A 19,844-nucleotide genomic window follows, 5' to 3' on the forward strand; every position below is an offset into this window, starting at 1 on the left:
GGAAATGGAATGACTCTGTCCATTTCCTGTTCTCAATTCTATTTCCCCGAATTTGCGCTGAAACCCCGGTTGCTGCCTAATGCACAACCGGGGTTTCTCGACAGGCTGAGGTGCCGGTGCGAAAGCACCGGCACCTTTTCTCATATGGTCATTCTTCTTTCGCATGTCTTTATAAAATGTATTGATTTTTTCGCATGGCACAGTATAATAGTCAGCGTGCCGCGCCTTCCCGGGCGGCGACATCACAAGGAGCGTAACCGCCATGAAGCTGAAAAACACGGAAGAATTTTTGAATTTCTGCTGCGAGATGGGCCGCCAGCTCATTCAGAACGGTGCGGAGATCTACCGGGTGGAGGATTCCATCAACCACTTAATGGACGCCTACGGCTACCAGGACACGGAGGTATTCGCCATTCCCGCCAGTGTCATTTTGAATATTCTCGAGGACGGCCACAACTACACGAAGGCCATCCGCATCCGCACCTCCTTCATCAACCTGGACAAGCTGGAAAAGCTCAACAGCCTCTGCCGCCAGGTGTGCCGGGAGACTCCCGCCCCCGCCGAGGCCATGGAACGGCTCCGCTCCATCGCCCAGGCCTCCGGCTATCCCCAGTGGAGCGGCTATCTGGCCCACGGCTTCGTGGCGGTGTTTTTCACGCTGTTCTGGGGCGGAAGGCTCTTTGACGCCTGCTTCGCCTTCGCCTGCGGCATTGCCGTCAAGGCCGCCACCGGCTCCCTCAGCCGCATGAACACCAACATTTTCTTCACCTACGTCTGCGCCAGCATGGCCATGGTGCTGCCGCCTTTGGCCCTGGTCTATCTGGGCGTTCCGGTGCAGATGGACAAGATCGTCATCGGCGCCATCATGCTGCTGGTGCCCGGCATCGCCATCACCAATGTGGTGCGGGACGTGCTGGCCGGTGATTTTTTGACGGCGCTGACCAAATTCGCCGAGGTACTCATCATTTCCATGGCCCTGGCCCTGGGCATCGCCATTCCCGTGGGCCTGGCCAGATTGCTTTTGGGGGTGGCTTGAAATGCGGTTTTTGCCCTGCCTGTACGCCTTTTTGGGCTGCGTGAGCTTCTGCTTTATTTTCCAGGTGCGAAAGCCCCTGTTCATCTTCCTGTGCAGCGCCATCGGCGCTGTCTCCTGGGGCGTGTACCTGCTGGCGGAGCCCCTGGGGTCCGACGCGGTGCGGTGCTTCGTGGCCACCCTTGTGGTCTCCGCCCTGGCGGAGCTGCTGGCCCGGCTGCTGAAGGCGCCCGCCACCATTTTCCTGGTCATCGGCATCATCCCCCTGGTGCCCGGCGGCGGACTGTACTACACCATGGACTACCTCATCAACCAAAACTTCCCCATGTTCTCCCAGGTGGGCCTGCGGACCGCCGCCACCGCCGGCGCCATCGCCGTGGGCGCCTCCATGGTCACCTCCATTGTCCGGATGCTCACCTGGCGCAAGAAGTAAAAAACGCCCCGCGGCTGACCGCCGCGGGGCGTTTTCGCGCGCTGCTCAATAGCCGGTCTTTTTGCTGCCGGGCTGGCCGTAGGTCTTGAAGCGCTCCATGACCTCCGCCATCTGCTCATCGGAGAGGACATTGGGCGTGCCGATGCACATGGCCCGGTACTGGAGCTCCGCGATGTACTCCATGTTGCAGGCCAGGCCGTAGGCGCTCTTAATGTCCTTGCCGCAGGTCACGAGGCCGTGGTTCCCCAGCAGCACGGCGTTGCTCTTGCCGCACACCTCAATGGCCGCCTCCGCCAGCTCCAGGGTACCGAAGGTGCGGTAGGGCGCGCAGGGCACCTCGGGCACGCCGGCGTCGCCGATGACATAGTGGACGGCACGGATGGGCTGTCCCAGCACGGCGAATGTAGTACAGTACATGGAGTGGGTGTGGACCACCGCCCGGGCGTGGGGCTTATGCCGGTAAAAGGTGGTGTGGAGGCCCCATTCGCTGGAGGGCTTTTTATCGCCGTCCACGATGTTGGCATCCAGGTCCGTAATGACCACATCCTCGGGCCGGGTGGAAAAATAATCAATACCGGAGGGACTGATGGCCATCAGTCCCTTTTCCGCGTTATAGATGCTGATATTGCCGCTGGTGCCGGTGCTCAGCCGGGCGGCACTCATTTTTTTGCCGTATTCAACGACCAGTTCTCTCTCTTCCTGCATCAACATTGTCTGTTCCTCCTACTTCTTCACAGTGGATCGTTCTCAATAAAAGGCCTTGGCCTCCGTGTCAAAATACTGGTCCAGCAGGTAGGGCACATACACACCCTTGTCCGTGACCACGCCGGAGATCAGGTGAGGCGGCACCACGTCGAAGGAGGGATAGATGGCCTTCACCTCCGGCACGGTGTTGGGGATGCCCCGGTAGGACAGCACCTGGCTGGGGTCCCGCATCTCAATGACGATGTCGCCCCTGCTCTTCTTGTCCCGGTCGGGGATGCCGGTGACATAGTAGGGCACACCGAAGTACTTGGCCAGAATGGCGATCTGGAAGGTGCCGATCTTGTTGGCGATGTGGCCGTCCCGGGCGATGGAGTCCGCCGCCGAGGTGAATACGTCGATGTGCTCCCGCTCCATGGCGTAGGCCACCATGTTGTCGGTGATGACCGTGGTGTCAAAGCCCATCTGGGCAAAGCAGCTGGCGGTCAGCCGGGCCCCCTGCAGGTACGGTCGGGTCTCCGCGCAGAACACCCGGAAGTCCTTGTTCTGCTTCCGGGCCGCCCGCATGACGGTGCCGATGATGGTCTCGCCGAAGCACTGGGTCAAGATGGTGCCGTTGTTGGGGATGAGCTCCGCCAGCCGGTCGCCCACGATCTGCATGGTGCTGTACCGCCGGTTTAGAGACTCCACCGTGTTTTCCACGATGGCGGCGATGGGGTCCTTCCCCTCCGCCAGGGCCTGGGCCGCCACGTCCACGCAGCGGTTGGTGATCTGGCCGTAGCGGTTGGCGGTGGTGGGCCGGGCGTGGGACAGGTCGTAGGACGCCTGCTTCAAAAAGGCGATCTGCTCCGCCTCGCCCTTGCCCCGCACCTGCCAGGCCGCCAGGGCCATGCCCATGCCCACGGCGGTGTAGGGCCCCGCGCTCTGGGTCACCATGTCCGTGATGGCCTGGGCCACCTCCCGGTAGTCCGTGCACTCCACGAACCGCACCTCCGTGGGGTAGACCCGCCGGTCCAGAATGCGGACCTTTCCCTCGTCGTACCACGCCACGTTCTCATATTGCAGCAAAAAGGGCATATCGTTGTCCATGCGTACCATATCCGTACTCTCCTTTATCGTATGTATCCCTTCGGGGAAGCCGGCAGTATCCGGCGCTGTTCATTGGAATGTCCGCAAATGCGGACATTTTAATAGTACAACAGCTTTAAACGCTTTTCAACAGGTTTTCGTTTTCTTTTGTTGAATTTTGTTGCTCTGTCCACCGGGTGCCGGTGGCATGCCTTCGTCACTTTTTATACCTATTTCGCCGCGAGTTAATCGTTTTCCACAAGATTCCCTCTTTTATTCAGAAGAATCTTGACATTTTTCTTTGCAAACAGTATATTCAAAGTAATCGGTTAACTGAAGCTGCCCCACGGTCCGCCGCTTTTCACCGGCGGCCACAGGGGCTTTCCACGAGGAGGATGGAGGTACATTATGGAAAATCAGATCAAACGTATCGGTGTTCTGACCAGCGGCGGCGACGCCCCCGGTATGAACGCTGCCGTCCGCGCCGTGGTGCGGTCCGCTGTGGGCCGCGGCATCGACTGCATCGGCATCCGCAGAGGCTGGAACGGCCTCATCAACAGCGATTTCATCCACATGAACGCATCCAGTGTCAGCCACATCATCAACAAAGGCGGCACCATGCTCTACACCGCCCGCAGTGAGGAGTTCCGGGAGCCCTCCGGCCGTGCCAAGGCGCTGGCCACCTGCAAGCTGCTGGGGCTGGACGGCATTGTGGCCATTGGCGGCGACGGCACCTTCCGGGGCGCCCTGGCCCTCTCCCGCCAGGCGGCCGAGAGCGGCCAGCATCTGCAGGTGGTGGGTGTGCCCGCCACCATTGACAACGACATCGGCTGCTCCCACTACACCATCGGCTTTGACACCGCCTGCAACACCGCCGTGGAGTGCATCGACAAGCTGCGGGACACCATGCAGTCCCACGAGCGCTGCTCCGTGGTGGAGGTCATGGGCCGCCACGCCGGTTATCTTGCCCTGTACGTGGGCATCGCCGTGGGCGCCACCGCCGTCCTCATCCCGGAGCGGGAGCTGAACTTTGAGCAGGACATCGTGGAGAAGATCCGTCGTGCCCGCCTGGCCGGCACCACCCATTACATGATCGTGGTGGCCGAGGGCGTGGCCAGCGCCATGGACATCGCCAAGCGCATCCACGAGGAAGTGGGCATCGACCCCCGCGTGACGGTGCTGGGCCACATCCAGCGGGGCGGCTCCCCCTCCGCCCGGGACCGGGAGACGGCCAGCCGCATGGGCTACGAGGCTGTGAAGGTCATGGCCGAGGGCCGCGGCAACCGCATCATCGCCACCCAGGACGGCCGCATCGTGGACCTGGACATGGAGGAAGCCCTGCAGATGACCAAGACCTTCAACATGGAGCGCTACCAGGTGCTGGAGGCCATGACCAACCGCAAGGACGTGCTGTAATCAGAAAAATACCGGAAGGCTGCGGCCTTCCGGTATTTTTTTATTGTTCTCCGTTCACCACATCCGCCAGGAAGCGGGCCACATAGCGGATCAAAGCCACCCGGCAGTCACAAAGGCCGTGGCCGGTGGGCAGCACCGTCATCCGCTGGATGGCCTTGGTGGGATGGGCCTGCAGCAGCTCCCAAAGGGGCAGGAACATGTCCTCCAGCGGCGCCAGGGTATCCAGCGCTCCCTCCACGCAGCAGAGGTTCTGGTCCTTCACGGCGTCAAAGGCGTTTTCGAAATCATACTCCCCCACATGGGCCGCAATGTCCCGGAAAAATACCTCCTCGTCATAGCCGGTGAGGTTGTAGCCGGCGGGCAGCAGGGCCCGGAGCTTATCCGGCCGGCCCTGGCGGATGAGGCGCGTGGAGTCAAAGGGCGTCATCAGAAGGATGCCCTTCAGCCACGGCAGCTTCCGGCAGGCGTTCAGCGTGGTGTTGCCGCCCATGCTGTGGCCGCCCAGAAACACGCAGTCCGGGTCCACGTTGAATTGCCGGCAAAATTCCGGCGTCCGCACATATTCCGCCACGGCCAGCGCGTCCTCCACACAGTGGGACACCAGATACTCGCCCTGGCTGCCCCAGGCGCCCCGGTGGTGAGGCGTCAGCACCACGCAGCCGATCCGCCGCAGGGCGTGGACCAGGTCGTCGTTTCGGGCGGTGCCCGGATAGCCGTGGGTCAATATCACGCAGGGGCGGGGCGCGGCATAGCCGCCGTCCGGCCACATGATCTGCCCGTAAATATGGCTGCCGCCGCTGACCACGTCCAGCGCGTCGTAGTCCGCGGGAGCCGCCTCCGGGGTGGGGCGGTCCTCAAAAAGATAGTCCAGCTGTATCCGCTCCATCATCGTATCCCTCCCGCGCCGGGGGTCGTGCGCTTTACATTTTCTGTCATTTTAACCAATCCTTTGCATAAAGACATTTGTTTTCACGCAGGCTTCTTGAGCGCCTGTGCGTCCTTCTGTCTCCCTGTCAAGCGGCTGTTTTCCCCTCCAGAAGTCCGGCTTTGGATAGAAGATACCTCATTATAGGTTCCTGTTTTTTCCGTGTCAAGAAAAGCGGCACGATCTTTTTCGTCGCTTTGCATAAATTTATGAAGTTTATGCAAAACAAAGGACACTCCGGCCCGCATATAGCCGAAGTGTCCTTTGTTCATGTTCATTTTTCAGCGTTTTTGCTCCGGAAGCAAGCACACCGCTCCCGCCGCCCGGGTAGCGTTCAAATCGATGAGCCGCTGGTTGGAGCTGCCCCGAAACCGCAGGGAAATGTCCTTCAGCGCCTCCACGAACCGACCGTCCACCAGCACGTCCACCATGCCCAGCAGCTCGTCCGTCACCTCGCACCGGGGATGGCTCCCCTCCCGCAGCATGTCCTCATAAAGGAAGCCGCTGTACGCCCAGATATTTTTCTCCGGCAGCTCCCGCCGCACCCGGCGCAGAAACGGCACCAACGCCCGCTGGTTCTCCGGTTCAAAGGGCTCGCCGCCAAGTAGGGTCAAGCCGTTGATATAGGACGGCGCCAGCAGCTCCATGAGGTACTGCTCTGTCTCCTCCGTAAAAGGCCGGCCATAGTCAAAGGCCCAGGTCTGGGGCTGGAAGCAATTTTCGCAGTGGTTGGTGCAGCCGGAGACGAACAGCGTCACCCGGACGCCCTCGCCGTTGGCGATGTCGCAGTTTTTGATCTCACCGTAATACATGGTTCCGCCTCCGTTTCCATTCCGCCCGCAGGCGGAAATCTCATAAAATCTTTTTTCCCGAGGGCATGCGCCTCGGGAAAAACACTTCTGGGTTTGTAAGTGTGCGGGCACAGCGGGTGCGCGCAAACCGCAGCGGTTCCTCTGAAGCTCTGCTGCGAACGGCAGTATGTTTTGCAAATTTTTTCATTATTATAGCAAACCGCTTGCAAAAACGCAACATGCATATGAGATGGCTCCTGTCGCGTGTCGGAATGACCGCCCCCCATTTTTTAGCTGAACGACCCCGAATGGACTTGGCAGGATGCTCCCCTTGTCGGCAATTACACCGCACTGCATATCCTCATCGTCCATTTCCGGCTCTGCCGCATTCCGGAGCTGTCCAGCCTGTACGGTGTAGGGCTGTTCACCCTCTGCACGGCGGGGACGCCGGCTGTCTTTGCCGCAGAAATCCGTGAGAAACGACCTTCTCGGAAAACCAGGCCACCCCCGAACCAATTCCGGGTTCGGGGGTGGCCTTACGCAGATAGAACAGAAAATCAGATGTTCATTCCTAATGAAACTATCAATTTACAGGTGCATCACCCGGTCCCGGATCTCCTGGGTCCGGCCCTGGTTCCAGAACTGGGTGCCGATGTAGCCGCAGGTCCGGCGGGCCACATTCATCTTGTCCTGGTCGGTGTTGCCGCACTTGGGGCATTTCCAGATGAGCTTGCCGTTTTCCTCCACGATCTGGATCTCGCCGTCCCAGCCGCACACCTGGCAGTAGTCGCTCTTGGTGTTCAGCTCGGCGTACATGATGTTATCATAAATAAACTTCATCACCTGGAGCACCGCCTCCAGGTTGTTCTGCATATCCGGCACCTCCACATAGCTGATGGCGCCGCCGGTGGACAGGTGCTGGAACTTGGCCTCGAAGCGCAGCTTGTCAAAGGCGTTGATCTCCTCCGTCACATGGACGTGGTAGCTGTTGGTGATATAACCCTTGTCGGTGATGCCCTCAATGATGCCGAAGCGGCGCTGGAGGCACTTGGCAAACTTATAGGTGGTGGACTCCAGAGGCGTGCCGTAGATGCCGAAGCCAATGGAGGTCTCCGCCTTCCAGCGGCTGCAGGCCTCGTTCATATGCTCCATGACCCGCAGGGCAAAGGGCGTGGCGGACGGGTCCGTGTGGCTCTTGCCGGTCATGTACTTCACGCATTCGTAAAGGCCCGCGTAGCCCAGGGAGATGGTGGAATAGCCGCCCACCAAGAGCTTGTCGATGGTCTCGCCCTTTTTCAGCCGGGCACAGGCGCCGTACTGCCACAAAATGGGCGCCACGTCGGAAAGAGTGCCCTTCAAGCGGTTGTGGCGGCACATGAGGGCCCGGTAGCACAGGTCCAGCCGCTCGTCGAAGATCTTCCAGAACTTGTCCAGATCGCCGCCGGAGCTGAGGGCCACGTCCACCAGGTTCAGCGTCACCACGCCCTGGTTGAAGCGGCCGTAGAACTTGTAGTTGCCGTTCTCATCCTTCCAAGGGCTGAGGTTGGACCGGCAGCCCATGACGGGGAAGCAATTGCCCTCCTTGTACTCCTTCATCTTCTTTTCGGAGATGTAGTCGGGCACCATCCGCTTGGCGGTGCACTTGGCCGCCAGCTTTGTGAGATACCAGTAGGGGGAATCCTCGTGGATGTTGTCCTCCTCCAGCACGTAGATGAGCTTGGGGAAGGCAGGAGTGATCCACACGCCGTCCTCGTTTTTCACACCCTGGTAGCGCTGCTCCAGAGTCTCCTCAATGATCATGGCCAGGTCCCGGCGCTCCTGGTCGTTCTTGGCCTCCCCCAGGTACATAAACACCGTGACAAAGGGAGCCTGTCCGTTGGTGGTCAGCAGGGTCAGCACCTGGTACTGGATGGTCTGGACACCCTTGCGCACCTCGTCCCGCAGGCGGGCCTCCACCAGCTGGTCGATCTTCTCCTGGCCGGGGTCCACACCGATGACCTCCATCTCCTGCTCCACGATCTTGCGGATCTTCTTGCGGCTGACATCCACAAAGGGCGCCAGGTGGGCCAGGGAAATGGACTGGCCGCCGTACTGGTTGGACGCCACCTGGGCGATGATCTGGGTGGCGATGTTGCAGGCGGTGGAGAAGCTGTGGGGCCGCTCAATGAGGGTGCCGGTGATGACGGTGCCGTTTTGCAGCATATCCTCCAGGTTCACCAGGTCGCAGTTGTGCATGTGCTGGGCATAGTAATCCGTGTCGTGGAAGTGGATAATGCCCTCCCGGTGGGCCTCCACGATGTCCGGCGGCAGCAGCAGCCGCTCGCTGAGGTCCCGGGAGACCTCGCCGGCCATGTAATCCCGCTGGGTGGAGTTCACCACGGGGTTTTTGTTGGAGTTCTCCTGCTTGGCCTCCTCGTTGCAGCACTCGATGAGGCTGAGGATCTTCTCATCGGTGGTGTTGCTCTTGCGGACCAGAGAACGGGTATAACGGTAGGTGATGTAGCTCTTGGCTACCTCGAAGGCACCGTGGGCCATGATCTGGTACTCCACCAAATCTTGGATCTCCTCCACGGAGGGCGCCCGGTTCATCTTTAGGCATTGAAGCTCCACAAAATCGGCAATGCGCCGGATCTGCATGGGCGTCATGCGGGCGCTTTCCTCAACGCTGTCGTTGGCCTTTGTAATGGCGGCGATGATCTTGGTGATGTCAAAATCAACTTCCGTGCCGTTTCTTTTGATAACGATCATGTCATTCCCTCCGTTAAATTCCCGTGCACCACAATATATTTCGCATTGTATGTATCATAACACACAAGATATAGTTTGTGCTAGTTGCAATTGCCACTTTATGTAGAAACTTCTGATAAACTGCACGCCGTCTATCATGGCAAATAAACCGCCGTTTGTAAATGGGAAAGTTCCATAGAATTTTCCTGTTTTTTTCTCCGTCTTTTCCGCTTGACAAGCCGGCGCAGCAAAAAAAGGACCGCAAAGCGGTCCTTTTTTGCTGCGCCGGAGCGTATTCGTTCTCAGATACGGGCGACGCCGGAGTCGTGAGCGGCCTTGCACACGGCGCCGGCCACGGCGTCCTTGACCCGGGGGTCGGTGGCGTCGGGGATGATGTAGTCGGCGTTCAGTTCCTCGTCGGAGATCAGGCCGGCGATGGCGTGAGCAGCGGCGATCTTCATGGCGTCATTGATGTCGCTGGCCCGGGCGTCCAAAGCGCCCCGGAACACACCGGGGAACACCAGGACGTTGTTGATCTGGTTGGGATAGTCGCTGCGTCCGGTGGAGCAGACGGCGGCGCCGCCGGCCTTGGCATCCTCGGGGAAGATCTCGGGCGTGGGGTTGGCGCAGGCGAAAATGACGGCGTCCTTGTTCATGGTCTTGACCATGTCGGTGGTGACGGCATGGGGCGCGGACACGCCGATGAACACGTCGGCGCCAGCCAACACATCGGCCAGGGAGCCGGCCTTCTTCTCCAGGTTGGTGACCTGGGCCATCTCCTCCTTGATCCAGTTCAAGCCGTCGCGGCCGGCGTAGATGGCGCCCTTGCGGTCGCAGAGGGTGACATTCTTGGCGCCGGCGGTCAGCAGCAGCTTGGTGATGGAGATGGCGGCGGCGCCGGCGCCGTTGATGACGATGCGCACCTCCTCCAGCTTCTTGCCCACCACCTTCAAGGCATTGGTCAAGCCCGCCAGGGTGATGATGGCGGTGCCGTGCTGGTCGTCGTGGAAGATGGGGATGTCGCACTTTTCCTTCAGCTTCCGCTCGATCTCAAAGCAGCGGGGAGCGGCGATGTCCTCCAGGTTCACGCCGCCGAAGGAGCCGGAGAGCAGGTACACGGTGTTGACGATGTCGTCCACATCCTTGCTCTTGACGCACAGGGGGATGGCGTCCACGTCGCCGAAGGCCTTGAACAGGACGCACTTGCCCTCCATAACGGGCATGCCGGCCTCGGGGCCGATGTCGCCCAGGCCCAGAACAGCGGTGCCGTCGGTGACCACGGCCACGGTGTTCCAGCGGCGGGTCAGCTCATAGCTCTTGGAAATGTCCTTCTGGATCTCCAGGCAGGGCTGGGCAACGCCGGGGGTGTAAGCCAGGGCCAGATCCTCCTTGCTGCCCACAGGCGCCCGGGGAACAACTTCCAGCTTACCCTTCCACTCAGCATGCAGGCGCAGGGATTCCTTTGCGTAATCCATTTCACATTCTCCTTTTTATTTGTTTTCAGTTGTTTCCAGTCCGGCTTGCCGGACGATGTTCATGCTTCCAAATCGCCTGTCCAGGGCAGGGTGGAGCCGCCGTAGGGCATGGCCAGCACTGTGGCGCCGGGGCCGCACTTGGCCGCGGCAGCCCGGTAGGCCTCCTCCGCGGAGTGGTACGGCGTCATGAAAAGGCTCCGCACCAGCTGGTCCGGCAGGTCGCTGACCAGGTAGATGTCCGCGTTCTCCAGCACCATGGCGATGGCGGCGGCCTTGTGGCCGCCCAGGCGGAATTCCCGCTGGATGCGGTCGATGAGGGAATGAGCGGTGGGGGCGGTGGTCATCCACTCCTCAAAGGTCTTTTCCCCCAGGCCCTCCTTGCAGGAGCCCATGAGGACAATGACGCCGCCGGACTTCACCGCGTGCTTGGCATTGTCCAACGCCTTCTGGGTCTGGTACAGGTTCAAATCCTTAGGCGCGCCGCCCTGGCTCACCAGCACGATGTCCGCCCGCCGGGGCAGTTCCTTGCGGTACAGCGTGTCCAAAAACGCGCAGCCGGCCCGGTGGGCGGCGGTGACGTCGCCGGCCACGGCGCGGATGATCTCCTTATGGGCGTCCAGCACCACGTTGAGAATGAAATCCACTCCCACCATGGCCGCCGCCTCCTCGATGTCCTCCCGGACGGGGTTGCCCGCCAGACGGCCGGCGCAGGCGGCGCTTTCCACCATGCGGCTGTGGTTGGCCTGGATGGCCGCCCGGGTGGACACGCCGGGCATGATGGCCTTGGCGCCGCCGGAATAGCCGGCAAAGTAGTGGTACTCGATGTTGCCCAGGCAGATGCGCCGGTCCGCCTCCGCCACCCGGCGGTCAATGTCCACCGGCGTGCCCCGGGAGGTGACGCCCACATGGACGCAGTCCTCCACGTTCAAATCCACGCAGGTGATCTCCCGCCAGGCCCGCTCACCGGCCAGGTGGGCCTTTTCCGCCTCCGTGTGGCCCCGGTGGCTGCCCAGGGCGAACACCAGGGTAATGTCCTCCGGCGCGGCGCCGGCGGCGTACAGCTCCTCCAGCAGGGCGGGCATCACGGTCCAGGTAGGCATGGGACGGGTGATGTCGCTGGTGACGATGGCGATCTTTTCGCCGGGGCGGACGATGTCCCGCAGGCGGGGCGTGCCGATGGGCTCCGCCAGCGCCCGGCGGACGGCGGCCTCGCCGGCGAGGTCCGCCTTGACCGCATTGGGCTCCAGAACCCCCAGCAGGTTTTCCGCCGGCACGTTTACACGCTCCGTCCGGTTCCCGATTTTAAAGGATAGTTCCATCATGGACACCCCCTCGTTTTCTTCGCTTCTATTGTATGGAAGGCCTTTCCGAATGTCAAATATAGTTTTTCTTGATTTTTATCAATTATTTTTATATTATAAAAGAAACCCTTGGAATTTGGAGGTTTTGACAGATGAAATTGCAGCAGCTGCGGTATTTTGAGGCCACCTGCCGCTTGGGCAGCATCTCCCGGGCCGCGGAGTCCCTGCACGTTTCTCAGCCCTCGGTATCCATGGCCATCCGGGACCTGGAACGGGAGTTCGGCGTGGCCCTCATCGCCCGGCGGTATCAAGGCTTTTCCCTAACGGAGGAGGGCGCCATTCTGCGGGAGATGGCGGAGAGCCTGCTGCGCCACGCGGATCACGTGTCCAACCGGATGCAGGCTCTGGGCCGCCAGCGGCGGCCGGTGAGGCTGGGGGTGCCGCCCATGATCGGCACCGCCCTCCTCCCCGCCCTGTACCGCCAACTGTCCGCCCGGTATCCGGAACTGCTGCTGGCCACGGAGGAGCTGGGCACCAAGACCCTCATCCGGGACCTGCGGGAAAACGTGCTGGACGTGGCCTTTGTCTCCCACCACGCTCCCCTGCCGCCGGAGTTTGAAACCATCCCCGTCACAGATATGGAGATCGTTTGGTGCGCCCTTCCGGATCATCCCCTGGCCGGAAAGTCCCGGGTCTCCGTCCTCCAGCTGGAGGATGAGCCCCTGGTGTTTTTCCAAAGCAGCTTCTCCCTGCGGGAGCGGGTCATGCAGCAGTTTGAAGCCGCCGGCGTCACGCCCCGTATCCTCCACGCCACCGAGCAGCTGTCCACCGTTCAAAGCCTCATCCGCAGCGGCACCGCCACCGGGTTTTTGCTGCGCCCCCTGGCGGACACCATGCCGGACCTGGCGGTCCTCTCCCTGGAGCCCCAGGTCTTTGTGCATGTGAGCCTCGTGTGGCGCCGCAGTCAAAAGCCCTTCCGGGACATGAGCCGTCTCATTGAGCTCTGCCGCCAGGTGCCGGTGCTGTGATTTTCCCCCCGCGTACAAGAACAGGTCCCCGGCTTTCGCCGGGGACCTTTCTTGGTAGAAACTCTGTATACGGTATCGCGTTATAATACAGTGTCTCGGGAATCAGACACCGATGTGGAAGATACCCATCGTGACGCCATACAGCATGATGGGGAACACCACCAGGGCGATGAGCTTCAAGCCGAGGCCGCACTTGACCAGGTCCTTCATCTCGATCTCGCCGGTACCATAGGCGATAGCATTGGGGGGAGTGGCGGGAGGCAGCATAAATGCGAAGTTGCAGGACAGCATGGTAGCGATCATCATGGCGAAGGGGCTGACACCGATGGCCTCGCCAACGCCAGCCAGAACGGGGATGAAAGCGGCCACGACCACGGCGTTGGTGGTCAGCTCGGTCAGCAGGGCGGTGACGATACCGACGATGATGCAGATCACGACAGCGTTCATGCCAGCCAGGCCGGACAGCATGTTGGCGACCCAAGCAGCCACACCGGCGTCCTTGAAGGCGTTGCCCATGACCATGGAGCCGCCCAGCAGGATCACGGCGTTCCAGGGAACATCGTTGAAGCCGGTCTTCCAATCGCAGACGTACTCAGCGTTCTTATAATCCAGGGGGATCGCCATGACCAGGAAAGCGCCCAGCATAGCGACGGTCTCGTCAGTGGCGAAGGGCACATACTTGCCCCACAGGATGGAGCGGGTGACCCACAGGACGCAGCAGGCCAGGAAGATGATGGCGGTGTACTTCTCGCCCTTGCTCATGGGGCCCAGGTCCTTATACTGCTGACGGGCAACAGAGATATCCACGGGAGGCATCTTGTCGACCTTGAAGAACTTGACCATGTAGATCCACATCAGGGGCAGCAGCACGATGGTGAAGGGCAGGCCGATCTTCAGCCAGTCCAGGAAGTTGAGGCTGATGCCGATGGTGGACTCGATCAAGCCGATGCCGGTGGGGTTGGTGGTGGTGCCGATGACGGTAGCCATACCGCCGATGGTCGCTGCGTAGGGAATGGCGAGCACCATGGCCTTCTTCAAGCCCTGGGCCTCTTCACCCAGCGTGGTGGCGATAGCCAGAGCCACAGGCAGCATCATAACGGTAGCGGCGGTGTTGGACATCCACATGGACACGAACGCCACAGCCAGGATGAAGCCCAGGATCAAGGTGGTGGGCTTCTTGCCGATCTTGGACACGATGCCCAAGCTGATGCGCTTATGCAGGCCGTGCTTCACCATGGAGCCGGACAGGAAGCCGACGCCGACCAGCAGGTAGCAGGTCTGATACGCATAGTGCTTGAACAGCTGGATGTCGTTCTGGCCCTTGGCGCCGGTAATGCCCATCAAGGGGAACAGAACGATCGGGAGCAGTGCGGTGAACGGGATCGGCATAGCCTCGGTGATCCAGAAGATAACCATCAGCACGGTGACGGCCAGAACACGCTGCGCGACCACAGGCGTTTCCGTAACCGCCGCCAGGCTTGCGGGGGTAGGCATGAAGCCGATGATCAGCATCGCCAGAATACCGACGATAAAACCGATCTTGCGAACAGGATATTTACCCATCGAATCTCCTCCTAAATAAAATACGGTTGAACCGGGCAGCTTCTTTCCCTCTCCGTCCGGCTCAGGGGTTTGCTCCACAGAGCTTCATCGCCGTCATATTATAGCAAAGTTCATGCCACTTTCGACCTTTTTCCATTTTTTGTGATTGCGCTTTTTTACAAAAGTCCTTTTGGGAAATTGGCCGTTTCGTCAAAGCATTGAAATGTCAAGAGAAAATCTCCCTATTTTTTAACGGTTTTCACAGCTTTTTTGACGGTTTTTTACCGGAAACGCTTTATTTTTTGGCGGCAGCGTTGCACGCCGTTAACAGATTCTTTATCCCCTTGCAACTCGAAAAAACCTTGAATTTACAAGGAAAATCCCGCCTGCCAAACAGCAGGCGGGATTTTGTTTTGCAACATGTTGAGTTACAAGTATCACACACCGATACCAAAGATGCCCATGGTGATGCCGTACAGCACGATGGGGAACACCACCAGGGCGATGAGCTTCAGGCCCAGGCCGCAGGTGATGAGGTCCTTCATGGTGATCTCGCCGGTACCGTAGGCGATGGCATTGGGGGGCGTGGCGGGAGGCAGCATAAAGGCGAAGTTGCAGGCCAGCATGCAAGCAATCATCATGGCGAAGGGGCTGACGCCGATGGCCTCGCCCACACCGGCCAGGACAGGGATAAAGGCGGCTACCACCACGGCGTTGGTGGTCAGCTCCGTCAGCAGGGCGGTGACGATGCCCACGATGATGCAGATGACCACGGCATTCATGCCTGCCAGGCCCTGGAGCATGTTGGCGACCCAGCCGGCCACACCGGCGTCCTTGAAGGCGTTGCCCATGACCATGGAGCCGCCCAGCAGGATGACGGCGTTCCAGGGAATGTCGTTAAAGCCGGTTTTCCAGTCGCAGACATACTCATTTTCCTTGTAGTCCAGGGGAATGGCCATCACCAGGAAGGCGCCCAGCATGGCGACAGTCTCATCCGTGGCGAAGGGCACCAGCTTGCCCCACACGGTGGAGCGGGTGACCCACAGGACCACGCACAGCAGGAAGATCACGGCGGTGTACTTCTCACCCTTCTTCATGGGACCCAGCGCCTCATACTGCTGGCGGGCGATGGAGATGTCGATGTTCTCCATTTTATCCACCTTGAAGAACTTTACCATGTAAATCCAGAACAGGGGGATCAGCACAATGGTGAAGGGCAGGCCGATCTTCAGCCAGTCCAGGAAGTTGATCTCCACGCCGATGGTCTCCTGGATCAATCCGATGCCGGTGGGATTGGTGGTGGTGCCGATGACGGTGGCCATACCGCCGATGGTGGCGGCATAGGGAATGGACAGCACCATGGCCTTCCGCAGGCCTCTGGCTTCATCCCCCAGGGTGGAGGCGATGGCCAGCGCCACCGGCAGCATCATGACGGTAGCGGTGGTGTTGGACATCCACATGGACACAAACGCCACGGCAATGATGAAGCCCAGGATCAGCGTGGCGGGCTTTTTGCCGATCTTGGAAACGATGCCCAAAGCGATGCGCTTATGCAGGCCGTGCTTGACCATGGAGCCGGACAGAAAGCCGACGCCCACCAGCAGATAGCAGGTCTGGTACGCATAGTGCTTGAACAGCTGGATATCGTTTTGCCCCTTGGCACCGGTAATGCCCATCAGAGGGAACAGCAAAATGGGCAGCAGCGCCGTGAACGGGATGGGCATGGCCTCGGTGATCCAGAACACCACCATCAGCACAGTGACCGCCAGTACCCGCTGGCCCACCAGCGTCAGCCCCTCGGGGGTGGGCATGAAGCCGATGATCAGCATTGCCAGAATACCGACAATAAAGCCGATCTTGCGAATTGGATATTTACCCATGAAATCTCCTCCTCAATCATGCGTTTCAACAATGGTTTCGGCCGAATACGACAGTATATAAAGCAAAAAGGGTGCCATTCAATCCATTTTTATAGGACATTCACAACTTTAGAACAGCTTTTTTATTTTGTGAACGCGTTTTTTACAGCGCCCCCCTGCGCCTTAACAAATCTTTACGCCGCTGCCGCCGCGTCACGTTTCACCGTTGCGCAACATCGTGAAAAAAAGAGAGGCGCTGCAACGTGCAGCGCCCCTTTTGACCATTCTCCCGTCACGAGCGGGTGATCCCGTATTTTTTCATCTTCCTCCACAGTGTTTGGCGGCTGCAGCCAAGGCTCTTGGCAGCCTCCTCCATGGAGTCGGGGAAGTTCCGCAGGGCCGCCTCGATGGCGCCGCGTTCCCGGTCGCCGGCCTCCTCCGCCGCCGTATGCCGGACAGGCTGCCCGCTGCCGGCGGCGCGGCGGCGCATCATTTCCGTGGTCATGCCCTGGAAGTCCGTCTTGTTCCGCATGAGGATGTTGACCCGCTCCACAAAGTTTTGCAGCTCCCGGATATTGCCGTACCAGGGATAGTCCCGCACCTGGGCCAGCTTTTGCAGGAACTGCGCCTGCATGTCCGGGTCGCTGCCGCCGGGAAGCCGCCGGAACAGGTCCATGCCCAGGACCTTCACATCGTCTCCCCGCTCCCGCAGAGGTGGGATCTCCAGGTCCAGCACGTTCAGCCGGTAATACAGGTCCTCCCGGAAGCGGCCCTCCATAGTCTCCTGGATCAAGTCCTTGTTGGTGGCGGTGATGATGCGCACATCCACGGGGATGACCCGGTTGCCGCCTACCCGGCGGACCTCCTTTTCCTGGAGGACCCGGAGCAACTCCACCTGGGTCTCCTTGCTGATCTCGCCGATCTCATCTAAAAAGATGGTGCCGCCGTGGGCCAGCTCGAACAATCCCTCCCGGCCGTTTTTGGAGGCGCCGGTAAAGGCGCCCGCCTCATAGCCGAACAGCTCGCTCTCCAGCAGGTTGTTGCTGACGGCGGCGCAGTTGATGGCCACGAAGGGACCGTCCCGCCGGTCGCTGGCGTTGTGGATGCTCTGGGCAAACAGCTCCTTGCCGGTGCCGGTCTCGCCGTGGATGAGCACCGCCGCCTGGGAGGAGGCGTAGCTGCGGGCGATCTGGATGGTGTTGCGGATGGTTCTGGACTCTCCGATGATATCCGAGAAGGAATATTTGGCCACCAGGCCCTTTTCGTGGAGCTTCAGGCGGATCTTCTGCTCAGTGGTCTGCAGCTGCTTGATGTCCTGGAAGGTGGCCACCACGCCCCGGATCTGGCCGTCCACCACGATGGGGATGCGGTTGGTGTTGGTGAGGACCTTGCCGATCTCCATCATCTGGTTGGTCTGCTTCACGCCGGAACGCAGAACATCCGGCAGCATGGTGTTGGGCAGCACTTGGTCCACGGGCCTGCCGATGGCGTCCGCTGCCCGGCAGCCCATGATCCGCTCCGCCACGGGGTTGAGGACCTGGACCCGGCACTGGTCGTCAATGGACATGATGGCGTCATGGGTGAAATCCAGCACCGTACGGTAGGTCTCCAGTCGGGTCTTGAGGGCCCGCTGCTTCTCCGCCTCCTCATGCTGGATGCGGTTGATCTGCTCCGCCACCACCAGGGCGTTGACGATGGACTCCTCCGAGTTTTCCACGGTGATGTGGGGAAATCCCAGTCCCTTGGAGATGGGCTCCGTCCAGGCGCCGCCGATGCCCAGCACGGCGCCGTCCGACATGGCGGAGCGCACACAGCCCCAGCAGTCCTCAAAGGTCTTGAAAATGTAGTTTTTCGCCTGGATGTCCAGCATTTCGCACATCTGCATGACATCGTCACTGAGGGGGTCATATGTAAAGAAAGCGATGAGGCCCGGCGTGTGGAGCCCCCGGTCCTTCAGCATCCGCAGGTAGTCTGTCAGGGTGTTGTTCAAGCCCACCACTTTCAAATCGGTGGTCTCCTCCACGATCTGCTGGGTGCCCTTCCGGGAGACGATGACCCTGGCGCCCTTTCGGGCCAGCGTCTGGGCGCACTCCACGATCTCCCGCCGACCGTTGGAGGCCACGAAAACGTCCACCGCCATCCCGTCCCGTTCTTCAATGATGGCCCGGGCCTTTTCCGCCAGCTGCCGGGTGGGCGCCATCATGCAGATCTCCTGCACAGTCTCCACCTGCTTCCAGTCCAATTCCTGTTGCATATGTTTCACCTCGTTATTTACACATGAAACAACTATACCACACTCCCCGGAGAAAAAAAAGAGAAAATGTCAAAAAAAGGGACCGCCCGGATGGACGGTCCCTCCAGGCTGTCGAAAAAGTCCAGCGCCTTTTTCGGCAGCCTTCAAAATGCCTCGCTTTTTGTCAGCTTCGCAGTCCAAAAAGCTGCCGCTGTGCGGCGCAAGCGCCTGCTGCCGCAGGCGTTTTGCAGGCATTCGATTCAACACGGGGGACTCCCGCCCCCTCGTACTCCCCCTGCGAAACGGAACGCTTTTTCTCCAAGCAAAGGTTTTTCGGCAAGCTGAAGGGACCGTCCGGATGGACGGTCCCTTTTTTCATCTTTTCATCCCGCGGTCTTACACGCAGGGAGCCTTCTTGTACAGCGGGGTCAAGTGGCTGACGATGTTGGCGTGAACGTTGGCCTGGATCAGCTCCACGGCCTCATGGAGCACATCGTTGTTGATGCCGGTCTCCACGCCCATCTCGCTCATCATGTTCAGCACGTCCTCCGTGGCCACGTTGCCGGCGGCGCCGGGCGCGAAGGGGCAGCCGCCGAGACCGCCGGCAGCGGACTCGAACTTGTGGACGCCCAGCTGCATGCACACCAGGGTGTTGGCCAGCGCCAGGCCCCGGGTGTCATGGAGGTGCATGACAAACTTGTCGGCGCCGAACTGGTCCACCAGGGCGCTCATGAGGTCATAGGTGCGCTTGGGGTTGGACATGCCCACGGTGTCGGCGATCATGACCTCCTTACAGCCCTGGTCCAGGCCGAACTGCACCATCTCCGCCACCCGCTCAGTGCGGATCTCCTCGCCGAAGGGGCAGCCCAGAGCGGTAGCCAGGGCCAGGCGGAAGCGCATCTTGTCGCCGTACTGGCCGATGAGGCCCTTGAACTGCTCCAGGGACTCGGCAGGGGTCCGGCGGACATTGGCCATGTTGTGCTTTTCGCTGACGCTGACCACATACGTCAGCTCGTCCACGCCGCACTCCAGGGCGGTCTCCACGCCCCGGGCGTTTGGCACCAGGGCCACGGAGCGGACGCCGTGCTCCTTCAGAGTATCCTTCACGGCCAGCATGACGTCCTTGGCGTCCGCCATCTGGGGGATGGCCTTGGGGCTGACGAAGGACACCGCCTCCACCCGCTTGAAGCCGGCCTCCGCCAGCTTTTTGATAATGGCTACCTTGGCGTCAAAGGGGATGATGTCATGGACATTCTGGAAACCGTCACGGGGGCAGACCTCGATCAGTTCCACTTTCTTAGGCAGATTCAT

General features: G+C 60.3%; 16 protein-coding genes. 4 read left to right on the plus strand and 12 right to left on the minus strand.

The annotated features are described in order from the left end of the window. Positions 1-262 precede the first annotated feature (262 nt). Both ACTQ4R_RS11535 and ACTQ4R_RS11540 read left to right on the plus strand, forming a co-directional pair. Positions 263-1,036: a threonine/serine exporter family protein gene (locus tag ACTQ4R_RS11535; protein ID WP_441628825.1), complete on the plus strand. Its 774-nt coding sequence runs from the start codon at positions 263-265 to the stop codon at positions 1,034-1,036. Between the two features lies 1 nt (position 1,037). Next, positions 1,038-1,466, plus strand: a complete 429-nt coding sequence (locus tag ACTQ4R_RS11540) for a threonine/serine exporter family protein (protein WP_441628827.1) — start codon at positions 1,038-1,040, stop codon at positions 1,464-1,466. A gap of 45 nt (positions 1,467-1,511) precedes the next feature. Here the strand turns inward: ACTQ4R_RS11540 and ACTQ4R_RS11545 are convergent, their stop codons facing one another. Beyond that, positions 1,512-2,177 carry an L-fuculose-phosphate aldolase gene (locus ACTQ4R_RS11545; RefSeq protein ID WP_441628829.1) on the minus strand — a complete coding sequence of 222 codons (666 nt, stop codon included), beginning with the start codon at positions 2,175-2,177 and terminating at the stop codon, positions 1,512-1,514. Positions 2,178-2,213: 36 nt separating this feature from the next. After that, entirely contained in the window at positions 2,214-3,266 is a 1,053-nt protein-coding gene (locus ACTQ4R_RS11550) for an S-methyl-5-thioribose-1-phosphate isomerase (protein ID WP_441628831.1), read from the minus strand. 378 nt (positions 3,267-3,644) lie between these two features. On the opposite strand from ACTQ4R_RS11550, the gene pfkA reads away from it, so the two are divergent. After that, entirely contained in the window at positions 3,645-4,652 is a 1,008-nt protein-coding gene (gene pfkA, locus ACTQ4R_RS11555; protein ID WP_441628833.1) for a 6-phosphofructokinase, read from the plus strand. 40 nt (positions 4,653-4,692) lie between these two features. Here pfkA and ACTQ4R_RS11560 read toward each other — a convergent pair whose 3' ends face one another. The 6 genes from ACTQ4R_RS11560 to larA all read right to left on the minus strand — a co-directional run bounded on the left by ACTQ4R_RS11560 (position 4,693) and on the right by larA (position 11,892). Beyond that, positions 4,693-5,541, minus strand: coding sequence for an alpha/beta hydrolase family protein (locus ACTQ4R_RS11560; RefSeq protein WP_441628835.1), 849 nt, complete (start codon positions 5,539-5,541; stop codon positions 4,693-4,695). 80 nt (positions 5,542-5,621) lie between these two features. After that, positions 5,622-5,849 (minus strand): hypothetical protein, encoded by a 228-nt coding sequence (locus tag ACTQ4R_RS11565; RefSeq protein WP_441628837.1) that lies wholly within the window; start codon positions 5,847-5,849, stop codon positions 5,622-5,624. 9 nt (positions 5,850-5,858) lie between these two features. Then, positions 5,859-6,389, minus strand: coding sequence for an anaerobic ribonucleoside-triphosphate reductase activating protein (gene nrdG / locus ACTQ4R_RS11570; RefSeq protein WP_441628839.1), 531 nt, complete (start codon positions 6,387-6,389; stop codon positions 5,859-5,861). 567 nt (positions 6,390-6,956) lie between these two features. Continuing rightward, positions 6,957-9,116, minus strand: coding sequence for an anaerobic ribonucleoside-triphosphate reductase (nrdD, locus tag ACTQ4R_RS11575; protein ID WP_441628841.1), 2,160 nt, complete (start codon positions 9,114-9,116; stop codon positions 6,957-6,959). Between the two features lie 281 nt (positions 9,117-9,397). Further along, entirely contained in the window at positions 9,398-10,570 is a 1,173-nt protein-coding gene (locus tag ACTQ4R_RS11580; RefSeq protein ID WP_441628843.1) for an NAD(P)-dependent malic enzyme, read from the minus strand. Positions 10,571-10,629: 59 nt separating this feature from the next. After that, positions 10,630-11,892, minus strand: a complete 1,263-nt coding sequence (gene larA / locus ACTQ4R_RS11585) for a nickel-dependent lactate racemase (RefSeq protein WP_441628845.1) — start codon at positions 11,890-11,892, stop codon at positions 10,630-10,632. Positions 11,893-12,023: 131 nt separating this feature from the next. On the opposite strand from larA, the gene ACTQ4R_RS11590 reads away from it, so the two are divergent. Further along, positions 12,024-12,899, plus strand: a complete 876-nt coding sequence (locus ACTQ4R_RS11590) for a LysR family transcriptional regulator (protein WP_441628847.1) — start codon at positions 12,024-12,026, stop codon at positions 12,897-12,899. Between the two features lie 102 nt (positions 12,900-13,001). On the opposite strand, the gene ACTQ4R_RS11595 is transcribed toward ACTQ4R_RS11590, so the two are convergent. From ACTQ4R_RS11595 to ACTQ4R_RS11610, 4 genes are all read right to left on the minus strand, one after another. Beyond that, entirely contained in the window at positions 13,002-14,462 is a 1,461-nt protein-coding gene (locus ACTQ4R_RS11595) for a DASS family sodium-coupled anion symporter (RefSeq protein WP_441628849.1), read from the minus strand. A 416-nt stretch (positions 14,463-14,878) separates the two neighbouring features. Then, positions 14,879-16,321, minus strand: a complete 1,443-nt coding sequence (locus tag ACTQ4R_RS11600) for a DASS family sodium-coupled anion symporter (protein ID WP_441628851.1) — start codon at positions 16,319-16,321, stop codon at positions 14,879-14,881. A 271-nt stretch (positions 16,322-16,592) separates the two neighbouring features. Further along, positions 16,593-18,554 carry a sigma 54-interacting transcriptional regulator gene (locus tag ACTQ4R_RS11605; protein WP_441628853.1) on the minus strand — a complete coding sequence of 654 codons (1,962 nt, stop codon included), beginning with the start codon at positions 18,552-18,554 and terminating at the stop codon, positions 16,593-16,595. Between the two features lie 375 nt (positions 18,555-18,929). Continuing rightward, the gene (locus tag ACTQ4R_RS11610; protein WP_441628854.1) at positions 18,930-19,844 is read right to left on the minus strand and encodes a hydroxymethylglutaryl-CoA lyase; all 915 of its coding nucleotides are present in this window, start codon (positions 19,842-19,844) and stop codon (positions 18,930-18,932) included.

Source organism: Dysosmobacter sp. Sow4_B12 (genome assembly GCF_052116665.1).
Taxonomy (GTDB): Bacteria; Bacillota; Clostridia; order Oscillospirales; family Oscillospiraceae; genus Oscillibacter.